Origin of the sequence: Nocardioides segetis (genome assembly GCF_051390595.1) — a bacterium.
Lineage (GTDB): Bacteria > Actinomycetota > Actinomycetes > Propionibacteriales > Nocardioidaceae > Nocardioides.
On record NZ_JBNINR010000023.1, the window covers coordinates 13,919 to 31,954 of the forward strand.

Consider the following 18,036-nt stretch of genomic DNA (forward strand, 5'->3'; position numbering starts at 1 on the left):
TGGAGGACCGGTTGCAGCGGCCCGACCCCGCCTCAGTTCGCGACCGTCAGCAGCACCGCGGCGTCGGTGAGGGCCTCGAGGTCGTGGCGCTGCGGCGGGATGACCAGGTGGTCGCCCGCCTCGCCGCGCCAGGTGTCGCCGCCGGCGTGCAGCGCGACCTCGCCCTCGAGCACCTGCAGGGTGGCCTCGTCCGGCGCATCGTGCTCGCCGAGCCGCTCGCCCGCCCGAAGCGCGATCAGGGTCTGGCGCAGGCGGTGCTCCCGGCCGCCGTAGACCGTGACCGCGGCGCGTCCGCTGCTCGCCGCGCGGGCCGCGTCGACCTGCTCGCGGACCAGGATGGTCAGACTCGTGGACTCCATGGCGTGCTCCTCCCGGGCCGCGCGTCGCGACAGCGATAGACGATGTAGGGGCGGGTGAGATATCCGAGCGGGGCGCTGAAGACATGCACCAGGCGGGTGAACGGCCACAGCGCGAACAGCCCGAAGGCGGCGAGCGCGTGCAGCTGGAACCCGATCGGGGCGTCGGCCATCAATGAGGCGTCGGGGGTGAAGGCGAGGAAGGACCGGTACCAGACCGACACGCCCTCGCGGTAGTTGTACTCACCGCCGAGGGTGAAGACCGATCCCGCGATGGTGTTCCACATCCCCAGCGCGATGACCACCCCGAGGAAGGCGTACATCACCTTGTCCATCGGGGTCGTGGCGGAGAAGACCGGCCCGACGGTCCGCCGGCGGTAGATCAGGATGACCATGCCGACGAGGGCCATCGCCCCGGCGACGAGGCCGCCGACGACCGCGACGACGTGGTAGGCGTGGTCGGAGATCCCGATCGCGTCGGTCCAGCCGCGCGGCACCAGCAGCCCGATCACGTGGCCGCCGACGACGCCGAGCATGCCGAAGTGGAAGAGCGGCGAGCCGAGCCGGAGCAGCCGGTTCTCGTACAGCTGCGAGGAGCGCGTGGTCCAGCCGAACTTGTCGTAGCGGTAGCGCCACCCGTGCCCGATCACGAAGGTCGCCAGGCACAGGTAGGGGACGATCACCCAGAGGAGGACGTCCATGTCAGCTCCTCACCGCGAGGGTCGCGGGCGCGATGAGCGCCGGTCCCGGCCTCGTGCCGCCGTAGCCGTCGAGGCCGACCTCCTCGGCCGGTGGCCCCTGCTCGACCAGCCGGCGGATGGCGTCGGCCTCCTCGCCACGCAGCTCGGGCAGGGTCGCGCAGACGGCGCGCAGGGCGCCGGCCCAGGGCGATCCGGTCGTGCCGTCGTCGTTGCGCCACCCGCTCAGCGCCAGCCGCAGCATCTCCACGCCGGCGCGGTGGTCGGCGAGCAGCCGCCCGCCGGCGACCGGGTCCACGGTCGCCGCGAACTGCAGCACCGCGCACAGGTGGTCCGGCAGCTCGCCGGTCGACTCGTCCCAGGCGACGCCGGCGGCCCGGTAGGTCTCCTTGAACCGCACCAGCGCCTGGCCGCGGCGCCGCGTGTCGCCGTACGCGAAGTAGGTGAGGTAGAGCGCGCACTTGCGGGTGTGGTCGAAGGTGGCGACGTACGCCGCCTGCAGGTCGGCCAGCGGCAACGCGCGCAGGTGGCCGAGCAGGCCCGTCAGATCGGGGTTCCCGGGCACCAGCGCCTCGATGTCGTCGAGCGCGTCGAGCAGGGCCGGGGTCGGGTAGTCGAGCAGGGCCGCGCACGCCGCCCACACCGGCCGTACGTCGACGCCGCGGGCCCGGCGCCGCCTCACGACCGGTCCTCCTCGGAGCGCGGCGGGAACAGCCCGTCGGGGACGCCCTTGCCGTCCCAGCTGAGCAGGTTCACCCGGCGGCCCTTGTCCTCGGGTGCGGCGAGGGTGTCGCTGGTCTGGCGCTCCTGCAGCATCCGGAAGTTCTCGACCGCGACGGGCGTCGGGTAGCCGGATCCCTCGCCGAACAGGTCGTTCTGGCCGCCGCCGTACTCCGAGACGGGGCAGTCGGTGGCGAGCTCCTCGAGCGCGTGCGCCTGCTCGACGTGCGCGGTCGGGATGACGTAGCGCTCGTCGTACTTGGCGATGGCGAGCAGTCGGAACATCTCGTAGAGCTGCTCCCCCGTCATCCCGACCGCGGCGGGGATCGTCTCGTCGAGGTCGCGGCCGAGGTTGATGTCGCGCAGGTAGGACCGCATCGCGGCGAGCTTGCGCAGCACCCGGTCGACAGGGACGGTGTCGCCGGCGGTGAACAGGTTGGCGAGGTACTCGACCGGGATCCGCAGCGCGTCGATCGCGGCGAACAGGTTGCCGCGGTCCTCGGCGTCCTCACCGGTGTCCTTGACCGCGTCGACGACCGGCGAGAGCGGCGGGATGTACCAGACCATCGGCATGGTGCGGTACTCCGGGTGGAGCGGCAGCGCGACCTGGTACTCGTTGATCAGGCGCCACACCGGCGAGCGCTCGGCGGCCTCGATCCAGTCGCCCGGGATGCCCGCCTCGGCCGCGGCGGCGCGCACCGCGGGGTCGTGCGGGTCGAGGAAGCAGGCCCGCTGGGCGTCGTACAGGGCGTGCTCGTCCTCGATGCTCGCCGCCTCGAGCACCCGGTCGGCGTCGTAGAGGACGAGCCCGAGGTAGCGCAGCCGGCCCACGCAGGTCTCCGAGCAGACGGTCGGGATGCCGACCTCGACGCGCGGGTAGCAGAACGTGCACTTCTCGGCCTTGCCGGTCTTGTGGTTGAAATAGACCTTCTTGTAGGGGCATCCGGAGACGCACATCCGCCAGCCGCGGCAGCGGTCCTGGTCGACGAGCACGATGCCGTCCTCGGCCCGCTTGTAGATCGCCCCCGACGGGCAGGACGCCGCGCACGACGGGTTGAGGCAGTGCTCGCAGATGCGCGGCAGGTAGAACATGAAGGTCTGCTCGAACTCGAGCCTCACCTTGTCCTCGATGCCGCGCAGCATCACGTCGCGCGCCGCGTGCTCCGGGGAGCCGCCGAGGTCGTCGTCCCAGTTGGCCGACCACTCGACGTTCATGTCCTTGCCCGACAGCAGGCTCTGGGGCCGGGCGACGGGGAAGCTGTCGGTCTGCGGCGAGCTCAGGAGCGTGTCGTAGTCGTAGGTCCAGGGCTCGTAGTAGTCCTCGATCGAGGGCAGCTTGGGGTTGGAGAAGATCGTCAGCAGCTTCTTGATCCGGCCACCGCCGCGCAGGGCGAGCCGGCCGTTGGCCTTGCGGACCCAGCCGCCCTGCCACTCGTCCTGGTCCTCGTAGGTGCGCGGATAGCCCAGCCCGGGGCGGGTCTCCACGTTGTTGAACCAGACGTACTCGGTGCCGGTGCGGTTGGTCCACGCCTGCTTGCAGGTCACCGAGCAGGTGTGGCAGCCGATGCACTTGTCGAGGTTCATCACCATCGCCATCTGGGCCATGACGCGCATCAGTACTCCACCTCCGTCCGACGGCGGCGGATCATCGTGACCTCGTCGCGGTTGTTGCCGATCGGCCCGATGTAATTGAAGAAGTACGCCAGCTGGGCGTAGCCGCCGACGATGTGGTTGGGCTTCATCAGGATCCGGGTGAGGCTGTTGTGGATGCCGCCGCGCTTGCGGTCGCGCTCGGTCAGCGGGACGTCGATCAGCCGGTCCTGCGCGTGGTGCATGTAGACCGTGCCCTCGGGCATCCGGTGGCTGACGATGGCGCGCGCGGCGACGACGCCGTTGCGGTTGACCATCTCGATCCAGTCGTTGTCGCGGATGCCGACCTTCGCGGCGTCGCGGTCGGAGATCCACACCGACTGCCCGCCGCGCGAGAGCGACAGCATGAACAGGTTGTCCTGGTACTCGCTGTGGATCGACCACTTGTTGTGCGGGGTCAGGTAGCGCACCGAGACGCCGAGCTCGTTCCGCTCGCCGATCGGCGCCTCCCCGAACAGCCTGGTCATGTCGAGCGGTGGTCGGTAGACCGGCAGCATCTCGCCCATCCCGAGGAACCAGTCGTGGTCGACGTAGAACTGCTGGCGCCCGGTCAGCGTGTGGAACGGCTTGTGCCGCTCGATGTTGATCGTGAACGGGCTGTAGCGCCGGCCGCCGGACTCGGAGCCGGACCACTCCGGTGAGGTGATCACCGGCACGGGCGCGGCCTGGGTGTCGCGGAAGGTGATCTGCTTGCCCTCGTGCTCCGCGGCGAGGTCGGCCAGCTGCGTGCCGGTGCGCTTCTCGAGCGTGCGGAAGCCCTGCGTGGCGAGGTGGCCGTTGGAGACGCCGGCGAGGTGCAGGATCGCGTCGGCCATCTGCACGTCGGTCTCGACCCTCGGCTGCCCGGCGCCCGCGCCGTGCTCGGCGACACCGTGCCGCTGCCGCAGCAGGTCGACCTCGCGTCGTACGTCGTAGAGCACGCCCTTGGTGGTCATGCCGACCTTCTCGAGCAGCGGCCCGATCGTCGTCATCTTGTCGTAGATGGCGGTGTAGTCGCGCTCGGCGACGGCGATCACGGGCATCGTCCTCCCGGGCACCGGATCGCACTCACCGGTCCGCCAGTCCTGGACGACGCCGTGCTCGGCCGCCATCGCCTCGGGAGTGTCGTGCCACAGGGGCTTGGCGACGACATCGCGCCGGGTGCCGAGATGGTCGACGGCGAGCTCGGAGAAGCGCTGCGCGATGAGCTTCCAGGCGTCCCAGTCGGACTTGGTCTGCCAGGGCGGCGAGATCGCGGGGTTGAAGGAGTGGACGAAGGGGTGCATGTCGGTGGTCGACAGGTCGTGCTTCTCGTACCAGGTCGCGGCGGGCAGGACGACGTCGCTGAGGATCGTGCTGCTCGTCATCCGGAAGTCGAGCGTCGTGAGCAGGTCGAGCCGTCCCTCGGCGGCCTGCTCGGCCCACACGACGTCCCTGGGCCGCAGCTCGGGCGGCGCCTCCTGCGCGGTGGCGGCGCTGTCGGTGCCGAGCAGGTGACGCAGGAAGTACTCGTTGCCCTTGGCCGAGGAGCCGAGCAGGTTGGAGCGCCACAGCGACAGGACCCGCGGGTGGTTGTCCTCGTGCTCGGGATCCTCGACGGCGAACCGCAGCCGGCCCTCCTTGAGCTCGCGGGCGACGTACGCCGGCGCCTCCATGCCCGCCGCGTCCGCGTCGTCGGCGAGGGTCAGCGAGCTGCGGTCGAAGGTGGGGTAGCTCGGGCTCCAGCCCAGCCGCACCGACTGGGCGAGCAGGTCCATCACCGTCCTGCCGGCGAAGACGCCGGTGCCGGCGTCGAGGTCGTCGGCGCTGAACGTGTCGTAGCGGTACTGGCTGGTGTTGACGTACCAGTAGGCGGTCTGGTTCATGTGCCGCGGCGGCCGGTGCCAGTCGAGCGCGAAGGCGAGGTGCTGGAAGCCCATGATCGGGCGGACCTTCTCCTGCCCGACGTAGTGCGCCCAGCCGCCGCCGTTGCGGCCCTGGCAGCCGGTGATCGTGGTGAGCACGAGCATCGCGCGATAGATCTGGTCGGAGTGGAACCAGTGGTTGACGCCGGCGCCCATCAGGATCATCCCGCGGCCCTCGGTGTCGACCGCGTTCTGCGCCCACTCCCGCGCCAGGCGCCGGACCTGGGCGGCCGGGACGCCGGTGTGCTGCTCCTGCCACGCGGGTGTGGCGACGCCGTCGGGGTCGTCGGATCCCTGCGGCCAGGCGCCCGGCAGGCCGTCGCGGGCGACGCCGTACTGGGCGAGCATCAGGTCGAGCACCGTGGTGACGAGCCGGTCGCCGACCCGCTTGACGGGGACGCCGCGGCGGTGGTGGCGGACCCTGCCGTCGGGGGCGTCGAAGCGCGGCAGCTCGACCTCGACGGCGTCGTCGCGCGCGTCGTACAGGGTGAGCGCGGGGTCGAGGTCGCCGAGCTCGAGGTTCCAGCGACCCAGGCCCTCGTCGCCGAAGCGGTGGCCGATCGCGCCCTGCGGGATGCGCACCTCGCCGGTGGTCGCGTCGAGGACCGCGGGCTTCCACATGGCGTTCTCGGCACCGCCCTCGGGGTGGCCGATGTCTCCGGCGACGAGGAACTTGCCCGGCTTGTAGCCGCCGTCGCCGGTCGGCTCCAGGCAGATCAGGTGCGGCAGGTCGGTGTAGCGCTTGTTGTAGTCGGTGAAGAACGGCACCTGGCGCTCGACGAAGTACTCCTGGAGCACGACATGGCCCATCGCCATGGCCAGCGCGCCGTCGGTGCCGGGAGCGGGGCTGACCCACTCGTCGGCGAACTTCACGTTCTCGGCGTAGTCGGGCGCGACCGCGAGCACCTTCTGCCCGCGGTAGCGGGCCTCGGTCATCCAGTGCGCGTCGGGCGTGCGGGTCAGCGGGACGTTGGAGCCCCACATGATGAGGTAGCCGGCGTCCCACCAGTCCCCCGACTCCGGTACGTCGGTCTGGTCGCCGAACATCTGCGGCGAGGCGTTCGGCAGGTCGGCGTACCAGTCGTAGAAGGAGAGCATGGGCGCGCCGATGAGCTCGAGGAAGCGGGCGCCGGAGGTGTAGGAGACCGGCGACATCGCGGGGATCGGCGAGAACCCGGCGATCCGGTCGGGCCCCCAGCGCTTCACCGTGTAGACGTGCGCGGCGGCCACGATCTCGGCCGCCTCCTCCCACGTCGCCCGCACCAGACCGCCCTTGCCGCGGGCCTTCTTGTAGGCCCGGGCCTTCTCGGGATCCTGGACGATCGAGCCCCAGGCGACCACCGGGTCGCCGTACTGCTCCTTGGCGGCGCGGAACAGCTCCAGGAGGGTGCCGCGCACGTAGGGATAGCGGACCCGGGTCGGGCTGTAGGTGTACCAGGAGAACGCCGCGCCCCGCGGGCAGCCGCGCGGCTCGTACTCGGGCCGGTCGGGGCCGGCGCTCGGGTAGTCGGTCTGCTGCGCCTCCCAGGTGATGATCCCGTCCTTGACGTAGACCTTCCACGAGCACGAGCCCGTGCAGTTGACGCCATGGGTGCTGCGCACGACCTTGTCGTGGCTCCAGCGGTCGCGGTAGAAGACGTCGCCCTCGCGGCCGCCCTCCTTGAAGAGTGCGCGGGCGTCGGCGCTGACCTCCGCCTTGGTGAAGAAGCGGCGCGACCCGATCGCCGCGCGTTGCAGCCGGGACTCGAGGTCGCTCATGCGGACTCCGTCCCCCGGGCGTCGGCGGAGCGGCCGCCGGCGGTGCGGGCGACGACGGTGTAGGTGAGCACGAGGGTGGCGGCGGCCGTGATCGCGAGCAGCCACAGGCCGATGGCGTAGGAGTCGGTGTGGCCGTAGACGTAGCCCATGATCAGCGGAGGCACGAAGCCGCCCAGTCCGCCGGCCGCGCCGACCAGTCCGGTCACGCCGCCGACCCGGCTCGGCTCGGTGACCTGGGCGACCAGCGCGAAGGTCGCGCCGCTGCCCATGCCCAGTGCGGCGGCCATGGCCAGGAAGGCGACGGTGCCGCCGGCGTGCAGCGGCGGCGTCCCGGCCGCGATGGCCGCGCACACGGTGACGACGGCGAAGCCCGTGCCCAGCACCGCGATCGCGCCGATCCGGTCGGCCAGCCAGCCGCCGACCGGCCGCATCACCACGGCGATCACCACGAAGCCCGCCATCCGGTTGGACGCGTCGGCCGCGGTCAGCCCGTGGGCGGTCTTGAGGTACGCCGGCAGGTAGACCGAGAAGGCGACGTACCCGCCGAAGGCGACGGCGTAGAGCACGCAGGCCTGCCAGGTGATCGGCAGCCGCGCCGTGCTGGCGAGGCGCTGCCCGAGCGGCGTGGTCGGGACGCTGCGGCCGGGAGCGTCGCGCAGCACCAGCCACGCGACGACGCCGTACGCCGCGAGCGCGGCGGCCGTGATGAGGAAGGGCGCCCGCTCGCCCAGGCCGTCGTACAGCTTGACGGTGGTGAGCGCGCTGATCGCCGTACCGCCCATGCCGGCACCGAAGATGCCGACCGCCAGCCCGCGCTTCGCGGGCGGGAACCAGGCGTTGACGAAGGGCACGCCGACCGCGAAGGCCGTGCCGCCGATGCCGAGGAAGAAGCCGCCGACCAGCAGCAGGGCGTAGGAGTCGAGCGCGAAGAAGGCGACGAACAGGATCGGCACGACCGTCGCCAGCGACACCAGCGGGAACATCACGCGCCCGCCGAAGCGGTCGGTCAGCGCGCCCACCACGATCCGGCCGAGCGAGCCGACCACGACCGGCACCGCGACCAGCAGCGACACGTCGGACTCGCTGAGCTCGCCCAGCGCTCCGGTGTCGCGGAACAGCGGACCCAGGGGGCTGAGCAGGGCCCACGCCCAGAAGTTCACGACGAAGCCGAGGGTGGCGACGGCCAGCATCAGCCACGCGGTGCCGGACGACGTGGCCTGTCGGTCCTCGCTCGTCGTATCGATCGATCCCGCCATGGACATCCCTCCGCCCCGGGCCCCGTTGCCCGCAGTTTGGTGGTCGTTCCTCGGACTCACCATGCCCCAGGATGGTGCTGGGCGCCAGGGACGAAGGTCCTGCGGAGTGCTGACTCGCGCCGTTCCACAGGGATCGGCTGATCCCTCAGATTCGCGTCGGGTTTCTGTCGGGGGTGGGTGGTGTGGTGGTTCCATGGCCCGGGACCTCGACGATCTGTCAGCAGCGGAGCTGCTGGCTGCCGCCGAGTCCAACCTCGCCGCACGACGCCGGGCGGAGGTCGACCAGCTGCTCCTGGTGCTGGCGTGGTGCGACCGCAACGGCGACGACCCGCAGAGCAGGCCGGGGGCGGTGCCGGTGGCGAGGGGTGGCGACCGGCTGGTCCGCCTCGGGGGCGACGGCACGCCGGAGGTCGCCGAGCTGTGCCTCGCCGAGCTCGCGATCGCCCTGCAGGCCGGGCACGTCGGCACCCGGCACCTCGCCGCGGCCGCGCTCGACCTGCGCCACCGGCTGCCGCTCGTGTGGGAGCGCGTGCTCGACCTGGCGGTCCCCGCCTGGCTGGCCCGCAAGGTCGCGGCGATGACCCGCGAGCTCGACCGCGAGGCGGTCCGGCTCGTCGATGCGGCGGTCGCGGCCGCCGTCAGCCAGTCCCCCGGCCGGATCCTGCGGATCGCCGAGGCCAAGGTGATCGAGGCCGACCGGGCCGCCCACCTGGCCCGGATCGAGGCCGACGCCAAGAAGACCGGTTGCTGGCTCTCCCGGCCCCGGCCCGGCGACATCCTCGACCCGAGTGCCGTCGGCGGCGGCGAGGCCGCCACCCGCCGGATCTCCGCCAAGCTGCCCGCCGGCGCGGCCGTCGAGCTGGACGCCGTCATCGACGACCTCGCCGACGCGCTCGAGGCCCACCAGCAGCGCACGGAGGACGAGCAGCCCGCGACCCGCGCCCAGCTCCGGGCCGAGGCGCTGGCCCTGCTGGCCGACCCGCACGCTGCCGCCGCCTTCCTCGACGGCCTGGGCGAGCCCACGCCGGCCCCGGCAGCGGCCCCGACACCAGCCCCGACACCAGCCCCGAGGAAGGCCACCCGGCCCCGCAAGGCCGTCATCCACGTCCACCTCTCCGCCCTGGCGCTGACCGGTGCGCTGTCAGGCGTGGCTCGGGTCGAGGGTCTGGGCCCGTTCCTTCTTGAGCAGCTGGGCGACCTCCTCCGCCGCCGCGACATCACCCTGCAGCCCGTCCTCGACCTCGCCGGCGTCACCAGCGGCAACGCCTACGAGCACCCCACCGTGGTCCGCGAGCGCGCCATCCAGCGCATGTGCGGCGACGTCTTCCCGCACTCGGCCAACGCCGCCGGCGTCGGCGACCGGTTCGACCTGGACCACGCCACGCCGTACGTCCCCACCGCCCGCGGCGGCCCACCCGGCCAGACCGGCGACCACAACGCCGCGCCCCTCACCCGACAACACCATCGGATCAAGACCCACGGCCACCTCCCCGACGGAGGCGGCGGCTACCAGGTGCGCCAGCTCGCCCTCACGGCGTACCGCTGGGTGACTCCGCACGGCCTGGGCCGTGTGGTCACATCCCGTGGCACCACCTGTGTCGAGTTGATCCGAGACAAGGACTGCACCGTCGTCGGTGAGTGCTACCCGCAGTCGCCGGGGATCGAGATCACCGTCGATCTCTACAACCCGGCGTGACCTCCCTCAGCTGATAGATCATGAGTGGCGGTCCCCGGTCGGTACCGGTTCGGCGCTCGGTCGCTGCGCGCCGTCATCGGCGGCGTTGCCGGCCGGATCTGCCGATGTGCGGGTCGTTCCTGAAACGGGGAGGCGGGCAGGCACAAGGTGCGCGATCTCAGGTCCCAGGTCGACCCATGAGCGAGGATGGCGTGGGGCGGCGTCACAATCGGGCCGTTCGGACGTCGGGTGGAGGTGCCGTCAATGGATCGGGTTCGGAGCGTCGTGCTCGGGTCGGACGAAGGCGCCTTCGCGATACGAAGCAGTGACTGCGAACCCATCCCGGTCGAGGGTTGGGACGAGAGCGACAACACGCTCGTCCGAGCCGGCGGCGCGCTCGCCGCCGATGGGGAGCTGTTGGTCACGACGGGTGATCAGTGGGGACCGTTCTCGGTGACCACGTGCCTCCTGGACGTGCCTCCCGGTGCCCCCGGCGTCGAGTGGGAGGACGTGGTGGAACTCAGCCTGGAGGCCCGGGCTTCACTGGTTGCCACCGAACTGGTGGACAACGATCCAAGCGTCCCGCTGATCGATGAGCCAGGCGTGTACCGGCTGCGGCTGAGCGCACGCGGCCGGGCAACTGGTCACGATCGGCAGGACGACGAGTTGGGCGAGGAGCCCATCGAATGGTACCGCCTGGAGGCGTGGCGGGCCGCCCCAAGCGCACCCGCGATCTTGAGGTTGACAAGTGCGTTCGCCCACGAGCAACTCGCTGACCCACCACCCCCACTCCTGATTCCCGAAGGCGAAGCCGGCCTGGCCGCCTCGGTAAGGATCGGCCGGGATGTCGAGCAGGCTCCGGGGGCTCGCAGCCTGTCGGGGGCGACAGGGTATGTCGAGGTCGAGCGAACCATCCGTGGTACCCGCCGCAAACTGTTCACGCGATGTGCCCACGTGACGACGTGGAGTCACGCATGGGTGCCGGGAGGGACTTGGGGCTTCTCAGCTGGACCGGAGCCCCCCTACGCCCCAGGCACCCAGCACTTCGCCAGCTCGCATGACCACGCGGACCAGTTGACGGGCTCGTGCGGTTCGATCCGATACTCCTTCATCGAGGTGGAGAGCCCGAAGCGCGCGGTACGGAACTGGAACTGGCTGCCGGGGCCGACATGGGACAACGATGGCGCGCCTATGCTGCGTGAGGAGAGCCGAGTGACGATGACATTGAACCAGTCCAAGGATGCCGCCGGCGTTCCGTGGACGACCATCCGCATCAGGCACGAGGGCTTGCCCGTGGAGTGGCTGGAGGACATGGAAACCTGGTGGGCCTACCAGCTCTCCATCGCCGACCACGCCGAGTTCGGAACCCGGTAGCCACGGCGACTCAGGTCGATATCGAAGCCACACGGCCCCCGCCCGAGGACGGGGGCCGCGCAGTTGGTCGACGAGCCGGCTCTCAGACCCCGAACGCAGGCGCGTAGCGGATCTGACCGTCGGGCACCGGCCGCGACGGGTCGAGCGCGAGCGCCATCAGGTTCTCGTCCGGCACCTCGAAGCTCGCCGTGATGCCGAACCGCGACGCCCGGTCGAAGCCGAACCGCGGGTAGTACTCGGCATGGCCGAGGACGACGACGAGGTTCTCTCCGTCCGTTCGCGCCGCGTCGAGGCCGGCCCGGATCGCCGCGCCCCCGGCTCCCTGGGACTGGTGCTCGGGGCGCACCGCGCAGGGACCGAGCGCGAGGGCGGGGACACCGCCCACGTGGCACCGGGTCAGCAGCGAGTACCCGACGACGCTCCCGTCGTCGGCGACGGCGAGGACGGACAGGTCCGGAAGCCAGGCCTCCGGGTCGGCGCGCAGGGCGTCGACGAGGTCGGCCTCGAGACTCGTCGGGAAGGCGGCCAGCAGGACCTCGCGGATGCCCGCGTGGTCGGCGTCGGCCCGTTCGGGACGGGTCGTCCAGATGACGGCCGAGGTGAATCGATTCGCATCAGGTGTTGATGACAACGGATTGCTCCCTTGAAGCAAGGGGTCTCGTCCGACAGTGATGCCGACCATGGCACCGCCGGCCGCGCGGAGCGGCGTCAGCGGAGGGGTCGGAGTCGGATGGAGACCGGTGAAAGTGGGTCGGTTTCAGGCGCGCCGACAGCGGCGCACTGCGCTTCGGGCATCAACCCACACTCCCTTCCCTCTCGATCCGATCACGGAAGCGCCCATGCTACCGGCGCACGGCGCTCGGGGCGACGGAAAAACCACACGACCCCCGCCCAACGGACGGGGGTCGTGCGGTGGTTCTGCGGGAGCCGGGCTCCTGCTCGGTCGATCAGAAGTCCATGCCGCCCATGCCGCCGGTCGGGTCGCCCGCGGGGGCGGCCTTCTCCGGCTTGTCGGCCACGACGGCCTCGGTGGTGAGGAACAGCGCGGCGATCGACGCGGCGTTCTGCAGCGCCGAGCGGGTCACCTTGGCCGGGTCGATGATGCCCTCGGCCAGCAGGTCGACGTAGTCGCCCGTGGCGGCGTTGAGGCCCTGGCCGGCGGGGAGGTTCGCGACCTTCTCCGCGACGACGCCGCCCTCGAGGCCGGCGTTGATGGCGATCTGCTTCAGCGGCGCGGACAGCGCGACCTTCACGATGTTCGCACCGGTCGCCTCGTCACCCTCGAGGTCCAGCTTGTCGAACGCGTTGGAGCCGGCCTGGACCAGCGCGACGCCACCACCGGGGAGGATGCCCTCCTCGACGGCCGCCTTCGCGTTGCGGACGGCGTCCTCGATGCGGTGCTTGCGCTCCTTGAGCTCGACCTCGGTGGCCGCGCCGACCTTGATGACGGCCACGCCGCCGGCCAGCTTGGCGAGGCGCTCCTGCAGCTTCTCGCGGTCGTAGTCGGAGTCGCTGCTCTCGATCTCGGCGCGGATCTGGTTGACCCGGCCCTCGATCTGGGCCTGGTCGCCGGCACCCTCGACGATGGTGGTCTCGTCCTTGGTGATGACGACCTTGCGGGCCTGGCCGAGCAGCTCGAGGCCGGCGGTCTCCAGCTTGAGGCCGACCTCCTCGGAGATGACCTGGCCGCCGGTGAGGATCGCGATGTCCTGCAGCATGGCCTTGCGGCGGTCGCCGAAGCCTGGGGCCTTGACGGCGACGGACTTGAAGGTGCCGCGGATCTTGTTGACCACCAGGGTCGACAGCGCCTCGCCGTCGACGTCCTCGGCGATGATGACGAGCGGCTTGCCCGACTGCATGACCTTCTCGAGCAGCGGCAGCAGGTCCTTGACGTTGCTGACCTTGCTGTTGGCGATGAGCACGTAGGCGTCCTCGAGGACGGTCTCCATGCGCTCGGGGTCGGTCACGAAGTAGGCCGAGATGTAGCCCTTGTCGAACCGCATGCCCTCGGTGAGCTCGAGGTCGATGCCGAACGTGTTCGACTCCTCGACCGTGATCACGCCCTCCTTGCCGACCTTGTCCATCGCCTCGGCGATGGCGTCACCGACGGTGGCGTCGCCACCGGCGGAGATGGTGGCGGTGGCGGCGATCTGCTCCCGGGTCTCGACGTCCTTGGCCATGCCGAGCAGCTGCTCGGAGACGGCGGAGACGGCGGCCTCGATGCCGCGCTTGAGACCCATCGGGTTCGCGCCGGCGGCAACATTGCGCAGACCCTCGCGGACCAGCGCCTGGGCGAGGACGGTCGCGGTGGTCGTGCCGTCACCGGCGACGTCGTCCGTCTTCTTCGCGACCTCCTTGACCAGCTCGGCGCCGATCTTCTCGTAGGGGTCCTCGAGCTCGATCTCCTTGGCGATGGAGACACCGTCGTTGGTGATCGTGGGGGCGCCCCACTTCTTCTCCAGAACGACGTTGCGGCCCTTGGGGCCCAGGGTGACCTTGACGGCGTCCGCGAGCGTGTTCATGCCACGCTCGAGACCGCGGCGGGCCTCCTCGTTGAAAGCAATCAGCTTCGACATAACTCCTGCGATTCCTTCGCGATGTCCGTTGTCACTCTCAAGGCGAGAGTGCCAACATCATGTTTAGCACTCGACCATGGCGAGTGCAAGGAGAAGACGGGTTCGAGCCGGGTTCAGGAGCGGGCCAGCCGAGCCGCGACCAGGGTGGCGAACCGCTCGGCGTTCGCCGGGTCGACGTCGAGGTAGAGGCCGGGCTCGATCAGCTCGAGCTCGCTGACCACCCAGCGGTCGGCCCAGACCATCAGGTCCACGCGCGCGTAGGCGAGGTCCGCGCGCCGCTGCCGCGCCGCCGCGGCGACGGCCGCCTCCGCGACCGCCGCCCGCTCGGGGTCGAGCGGGACCGGCCGGACCTGACCGCCGTGGACCTCGTTCACCCGCACCTCGCCCGCCGCCGCGACCTGCCCGAGCCGCTTGTCGACCTGCCCGACCGCGACCCCGTCGAACACGAAGACCGACGTCTCGCCGGTGGTCCGCACCGACTCCACCAGCGGCTGCGCGATCCACGGCCCGGCCACGAGCCCCTCGAGGCGCGGGTCGTCGGCGCGCTCGGCCACCACGACGCCGACCCCGCCGGCACCGGTGCGCGGCTTGACGACCACGCTCCCCCACCGGTCGAGCACGACCGCGAGGCCCGCGGCCAGGGCGTCGTCGTCGAGCGGCCGCGTCGGCACCGTGGGTACGACGTCGGCGAGCTCGACGAGGTAGGCCTTGTCGGCGTTCCACGCGAACACCTCGGCACCGTTGAGCAGCCGGGTCCCCGCCTCGACCCGGCGCGCCCAGTCGAGGAAGGCGGGCAGCCGGCGGTGGTAGTCCCAGGTGGAGCGCACGGCGACCAGGTCGGCGCCCGCCCAGTCGACGGCCGGGTCGTCCCAGCGCACCCAGCGACTCTCGACCCCGCGCGCGTCGAGCGCCGCGGTGAGCGCGGCGGCACCCGGCTCGCCGTCGGGCATGAGGTCGAAGGTGGCGAGGAGGACCGCGGTCATGCCCCCACGCTAGGAGGCCGGAGCCCGATGCCCGAAGGGGACCCGCTCCGCATGCCCGAGCGCCAGCAGCACCGACGGGAGCAGCGCCTTGGCCGTGCGCTTGTAGCCCAGCGCGCTGGGGTGGAACCGGTCGAGGCTGAACATCTCGTCGGGGTTGGTGATGAAGAACGGCCCGACCACGTGGGCGAGCGACACCGCGTGCGCTCCGTTGCGGACGGCGACCTCCGCCTGCGCCTGCGCGAGCTGCCGCGACATCCGCGAGCCCAGCGAGCGCAGCGGCTGCGGCACCGGCCGGAGCGCGCCGAGGTCCGGGCAGGTGCCCACCACGACCTCGGTGCCCCGTTCGCGCAGCCGGACGACGGCGTCCTCGAGCTGCGCCGCCGCCGTCGCCACCGGCACGCGGTGGGTGACGTCGTTCCCGCCGACGACGATCACCGCGACGTCGGCACGGTAGGTCTCGGGCAGCCCGTCGAGCTGTCCGGCGAGCGCGGAGCTCTCCGACCCGACGACCGCCGCCGTGCGCAGGGCCACGGGACGGCGCACCTCCCCCGCCAGACCGCGGGCGATCCGCGCCCCGAGCGTGTCCTTGGGGCGCTCGGCGCCCAGGCCGGCCGCGATCGAGTCGCCGAGGACGAGCAGCCGCAGCGGCGCTCCGTCGTACGACTTGCGCTTCCAGACCTTGTCGGCCGGGATCGCGTCCTCACCCAGGGGCTTCCCGATCCGCGCGCGGGCGATCGCGGCCTGGCGGCGCAGCAGCTCACGGCCGCCACCGGTGGTGACTCCGATCCCGGCGAGGGCGACGCCGGCGGCGACGAGGGTCTTGTGGACGCGGCTCATCCGCGACCCCCACGGAGTGCTCGGGTGGTCATGGCTGCTTTGAACCAGACCACCCTGAACGGATCATGGCGGGCCGGTGGCGCGCGGGTGTCAGCCGGCGACGAGGATCGTCGGCTCGTGCCCGACGGGGAAGCTCACCGAGGCGGCGATGAAGCAGTTGCGGCTCGCCTCGCCGTGGATCTCCCGCGCCGTGTCGACCATGCCCGCCTCGGCGACGGTGACCCGCGGCCGCAGCGTGACCGACGTGAACCGCCCGCCCTGCCCGACCTGCGCCATGGTGCCGACCGGGCTGTCGTCGTACGCCGTCACGACGACACCGTGGTCGACCGCGGAGTGCAGGTAGGACAGCAGGTGGCACTGGGCGAGGGCGGCGAGGAGCAGCTCCTCGGGGTTCCACCGCGCCGCGTCGCCGCGGAAGGTGGGATCGGCCGAGCCGAGCAGGTCGGGCTTCCCGCTCGCGGTGAGCAGCACGGTGCGGTCGTAGTCGCGGTAGCCGCTGGTGCCGGTGCCGCGGTTGCCCTGCCAGACCAGGTCGAGGGCGTAGTGGTGATCGGTCACGCGACCATCATCGCCGAACCGAGTCGGGAGAACCCTGGCGAGAACTTGTTCTAGTTTGGCACTCTTCTCCTGTGACCTCCACCACATCCGCCGCCGCGCCCGACGCCACCGCCGCTCGCCCGCTCAACCTCGCCGACGTCCTCGAGGCGATGGCCGACGCCGTGCCCGACCGCGCGGCGGTGCACACCGGCGACCGGATCTGGACCTTCGCCGAGATCGACGAGCGGTCCACCCGCCTGGCCAACCACCTCGTCGGCCTCGGCGTGCGCCCCGGCGAGCACGTCGCCGTGCACTCCACCAACCGGATCGAGTGGGTCGACGCCCTCTACGGCTGCCTCAAGGCGCGGGCCGTGCCGATCAACATCAACTACAAGTACCTCCACGACGAGCTGGCGTACCTCTACGACAACGCCGACTGCGTCGCCGCGATCATCGCGCCCGAGTACGTCGACGCGCTGGCCGAGCTGGACACCCCCACGCTGCGGCACACGATCGTGCTCGGCGAGGAGTACGACGCCGCGCTGGCCGCCGCGTCCCCGGAGCGCAGGATCACGGGCCGGAGCGCGGACGACCACTACGTCCTCTACACCGGCGGCACGACCGGCTCCCCGAAGGGCGTGGTGTGGCGCAACGAGGACCTGATCCGGGCCGCGCTCAACGCCGCCCGCTACGGCGCGCCGCTGGACTCGGTCGAGCAGCTGGCCGAGGAAGCCCGCGCCGTCGAGAACCCGATGGTGCTGCTGGCCTGCGGGCCGATGATGCACGGCGGCAGTCAGTGGATCCTCGGCAACGGCCACGTCGCCGGGCAGACGATCGCGCTCTTCACCGAGCCGCACTTCGACGCCGTGAAGATCCTCGACCTCGTCGAGAAGGCGAAGGTGGTCTCGCTGACCTTCCTGGGCGACGCGATGGGGCGCCCGGTGGCCGAGGCGATCCTCGCCGAGCCGGACCGCTGGGACCTGTCCAGCCTTGCCGCGGTGTCCAACGGCGCCGCTCCCCTGTCCGACGGCGTGCGCGAGGAGATCCGCCGCGCCCTCCCCGGCCGGTTCATCCTCGACAGCTACGGCTCGTCGGAGTCCGGGGCCGCCGGCTCGCGGATCGACGACGGCACCGACGGCGGCCAGAGCGCGCCGCGGTTCACCGTGACCGACCAGGTCGAGGTCTTCGACGCGGAGTTCAAGCCGTGTCCGGTCGGCGTGGACGGCATGCTGGGCCGCTCGGGCCCGGTGCCCCTCGGCTACTACAAGGACCCGGTCAAGACGGCGGCCACGTTCAAGGAGATCGACGGCGTGCGCTGGGCGATCCCGGGCGACTTCGCCCGGCGCGAGGAGGACGGCTCGGTCACCGTCCTCGGCCGCGGCTCGGTGTGCATCAACACCGGCGGCGAGAAGGTGCACCCCGAGGAGGTCGAGGCCGTGCTGCTGCGCCACGACGACGTCTTCGACGCGGTGGTGGTCGGCACGCCGCACGAGCGCTGGGGCCAGCAGGTGACCGCGCTGGTGCAGCGCCGCGACGGGGTCGACCTGACCGAGGACGCCGTCCGCGACCACTGCCGCGCGCTGATCTCCAACTACAAGGTCCCCAAGACGGTGCTGTTCGTCGACGAGGTGCCGCGCACGCCCGTCAGCAAGGTCGACTACCCGGCCAGTGCCGCGCTCGCGGCCCGGCTCCTCGGCTGACCCGACGCGAAGATCCCCGCGCCGATCTGTCGA

At 71.5% G+C, this 18,036-nt stretch carries 14 protein-coding genes; 3 read left to right on the forward strand and 11 right to left on the reverse strand.

What is annotated here, in order from left to right; genetic code table 11:
* Nucleotides 1–32: 32 nt before the first annotated feature.
* Genes ACPZVR_RS24140 through ACPZVR_RS24165 form a run of 6 tightly spaced genes read right to left on the reverse strand, consistent with a single transcriptional unit; the run spans nucleotide 33 to nucleotide 8,321 of the window.
* Nucleotides 33–359: a cupin domain-containing protein gene (locus ACPZVR_RS24140; protein ID WP_436702235.1), complete on the reverse strand. Its 327-nt coding sequence runs from the start codon at nucleotides 357–359 to the stop codon at nucleotides 33–35.
* Nucleotides 341–1,057 carry a respiratory nitrate reductase subunit gamma gene (gene narI, locus ACPZVR_RS24145; RefSeq protein ID WP_436702236.1) on the reverse strand — a complete coding sequence of 239 codons (717 nt, stop codon included), beginning with the start codon at nucleotides 1,055–1,057 and terminating at the stop codon, nucleotides 341–343. Before narI ends, ACPZVR_RS24140 begins: the two co-directional genes overlap by 19 nt.
* A gap of 1 nt (nucleotide 1,058) precedes the next feature.
* Entirely contained in the window at nucleotides 1,059–1,736 is a 678-nt protein-coding gene (narJ, locus tag ACPZVR_RS24150; RefSeq protein WP_436702237.1) for a nitrate reductase molybdenum cofactor assembly chaperone, read from the reverse strand.
* Nucleotides 1,733–3,388 (reverse strand): nitrate reductase subunit beta, encoded by a 1,656-nt coding sequence (gene narH, locus ACPZVR_RS24155; protein ID WP_436702238.1) that lies wholly within the window; start codon nucleotides 3,386–3,388, stop codon nucleotides 1,733–1,735. Before narH ends, narJ begins: the two co-directional genes overlap by 4 nt.
* Nucleotides 3,388–7,065, reverse strand: coding sequence for a nitrate reductase subunit alpha (locus ACPZVR_RS24160; protein ID WP_436702239.1), 3,678 nt, complete (start codon nucleotides 7,063–7,065; stop codon nucleotides 3,388–3,390). The genes narH and ACPZVR_RS24160 overlap by 1 nt, the downstream gene beginning before the upstream one ends.
* Nucleotides 7,062–8,321: a nitrate/nitrite transporter gene (locus tag ACPZVR_RS24165; RefSeq protein WP_436702240.1), complete on the reverse strand. Its 1,260-nt coding sequence runs from the start codon at nucleotides 8,319–8,321 to the stop codon at nucleotides 7,062–7,064. The genes ACPZVR_RS24160 and ACPZVR_RS24165 overlap by 4 nt, the downstream gene beginning before the upstream one ends.
* 193 nt (nucleotides 8,322–8,514) lie before the next feature.
* On the opposite strand from ACPZVR_RS24165, the gene ACPZVR_RS24170 reads away from it, so the two are divergent.
* Entirely contained in the window at nucleotides 8,515–10,017 is a 1,503-nt protein-coding gene (locus ACPZVR_RS24170) for a hypothetical protein (protein WP_436702241.1), read from the forward strand.
* Between the two features lie 243 nt (nucleotides 10,018–10,260).
* Nucleotides 10,261–11,370, forward strand: coding sequence for an SRPBCC family protein (locus ACPZVR_RS24175; RefSeq protein WP_436702242.1), 1,110 nt, complete (start codon nucleotides 10,261–10,263; stop codon nucleotides 11,368–11,370).
* An 82-nt stretch (nucleotides 11,371–11,452) separates the two neighbouring features.
* On the opposite strand, the gene ACPZVR_RS24180 is transcribed toward ACPZVR_RS24175, so the two are convergent.
* From ACPZVR_RS24180 to ACPZVR_RS24200, 5 genes are all read right to left on the reverse strand, one after another.
* Nucleotides 11,453–12,001: a GNAT family N-acetyltransferase gene (locus ACPZVR_RS24180; RefSeq protein WP_436702243.1), complete on the reverse strand. Its 549-nt coding sequence runs from the start codon at nucleotides 11,999–12,001 to the stop codon at nucleotides 11,453–11,455.
* 316 nt (nucleotides 12,002–12,317) lie between these two features.
* A complete protein-coding gene (gene groL / locus ACPZVR_RS24185; protein WP_436702244.1) occupies nucleotides 12,318–13,946 on the reverse strand; it encodes a chaperonin GroEL in 1,629 nt (542 codons plus the stop codon).
* 113 nt (nucleotides 13,947–14,059) lie between these two features.
* The gene (locus tag ACPZVR_RS24190; RefSeq protein ID WP_436702245.1) at nucleotides 14,060–14,929 is read right to left on the reverse strand and encodes an ATP-grasp domain-containing protein; all 870 of its coding nucleotides are present in this window, start codon (nucleotides 14,927–14,929) and stop codon (nucleotides 14,060–14,062) included.
* 9 nt (nucleotides 14,930–14,938) lie between these two features.
* Entirely contained in the window at nucleotides 14,939–15,766 is an 828-nt protein-coding gene (locus ACPZVR_RS24195; RefSeq protein WP_436702246.1) for an SGNH/GDSL hydrolase family protein, read from the reverse strand.
* 90 nt (nucleotides 15,767–15,856) lie between these two features.
* On the reverse strand, nucleotides 15,857–16,324 hold the full coding sequence (locus ACPZVR_RS24200; RefSeq protein ID WP_436702247.1) for an OsmC family protein: 468 nt from the start codon (nucleotides 16,322–16,324) through the stop codon (nucleotides 15,857–15,859).
* A gap of 71 nt (nucleotides 16,325–16,395) precedes the next feature.
* Between ACPZVR_RS24200 and ACPZVR_RS24205 the strand changes: the two genes are divergently transcribed.
* Nucleotides 16,396–18,003 carry an AMP-binding protein gene (locus tag ACPZVR_RS24205; RefSeq protein WP_436702248.1) on the forward strand — a complete coding sequence of 536 codons (1,608 nt, stop codon included), beginning with the start codon at nucleotides 16,396–16,398 and terminating at the stop codon, nucleotides 18,001–18,003.
* Nucleotides 18,004–18,036: the final 33 nt, after the last annotated feature.

What these genes read in the sequence shown, in the direction of transcription:
- narH (WP_436702238.1), bottom strand. Translation starts at nt 3,388, where the DNA reads ATGCGCGTCATGGCCCAGATGGCGATGGTGATGAACCTCGACAAGTGC.
- ACPZVR_RS24160 (WP_436702239.1), bottom strand. Translation starts at nt 7,065, where the DNA reads ATGAGCGACCTCGAGTCCCGGCTGCAACGCGCGGCGATCGGGTCGCGC.
- ACPZVR_RS24170 (WP_436702241.1), top strand. Translation starts at nt 8,515, where the DNA reads ATGGCCCGGGACCTCGACGATCTGTCAGCAGCGGAGCTGCTGGCTGCC.
- ACPZVR_RS24190 (WP_436702245.1), bottom strand. Translation starts at nt 14,929, where the DNA reads ATGACCGCGGTCCTCCTCGCCACCTTCGACCTCATGCCCGACGGCGAG.
- ACPZVR_RS24175 (WP_436702242.1), top strand. Translation starts at nt 10,261, where the DNA reads ATGGATCGGGTTCGGAGCGTCGTGCTCGGGTCGGACGAAGGCGCCTTC.
- narI (WP_436702236.1), bottom strand. Translation starts at nt 1,057, where the DNA reads ATGGACGTCCTCCTCTGGGTGATCGTCCCCTACCTGTGCCTGGCGACC.
- ACPZVR_RS24140 (WP_436702235.1), bottom strand. Translation starts at nt 359, where the DNA reads ATGGAGTCCACGAGTCTGACCATCCTGGTCCGCGAGCAGGTCGACGCG.
- groL (WP_436702244.1), bottom strand. Translation starts at nt 13,946, where the DNA reads ATGTCGAAGCTGATTGCTTTCAACGAGGAGGCCCGCCGCGGTCTCGAG.
- ACPZVR_RS24195 (WP_436702246.1), bottom strand. Translation starts at nt 15,766, where the DNA reads ATGAGCCGCGTCCACAAGACCCTCGTCGCCGCCGGCGTCGCCCTCGCC.
- ACPZVR_RS24165 (WP_436702240.1), bottom strand. Translation starts at nt 8,321, where the DNA reads ATGGCGGGATCGATCGATACGACGAGCGAGGACCGACAGGCCACGTCG.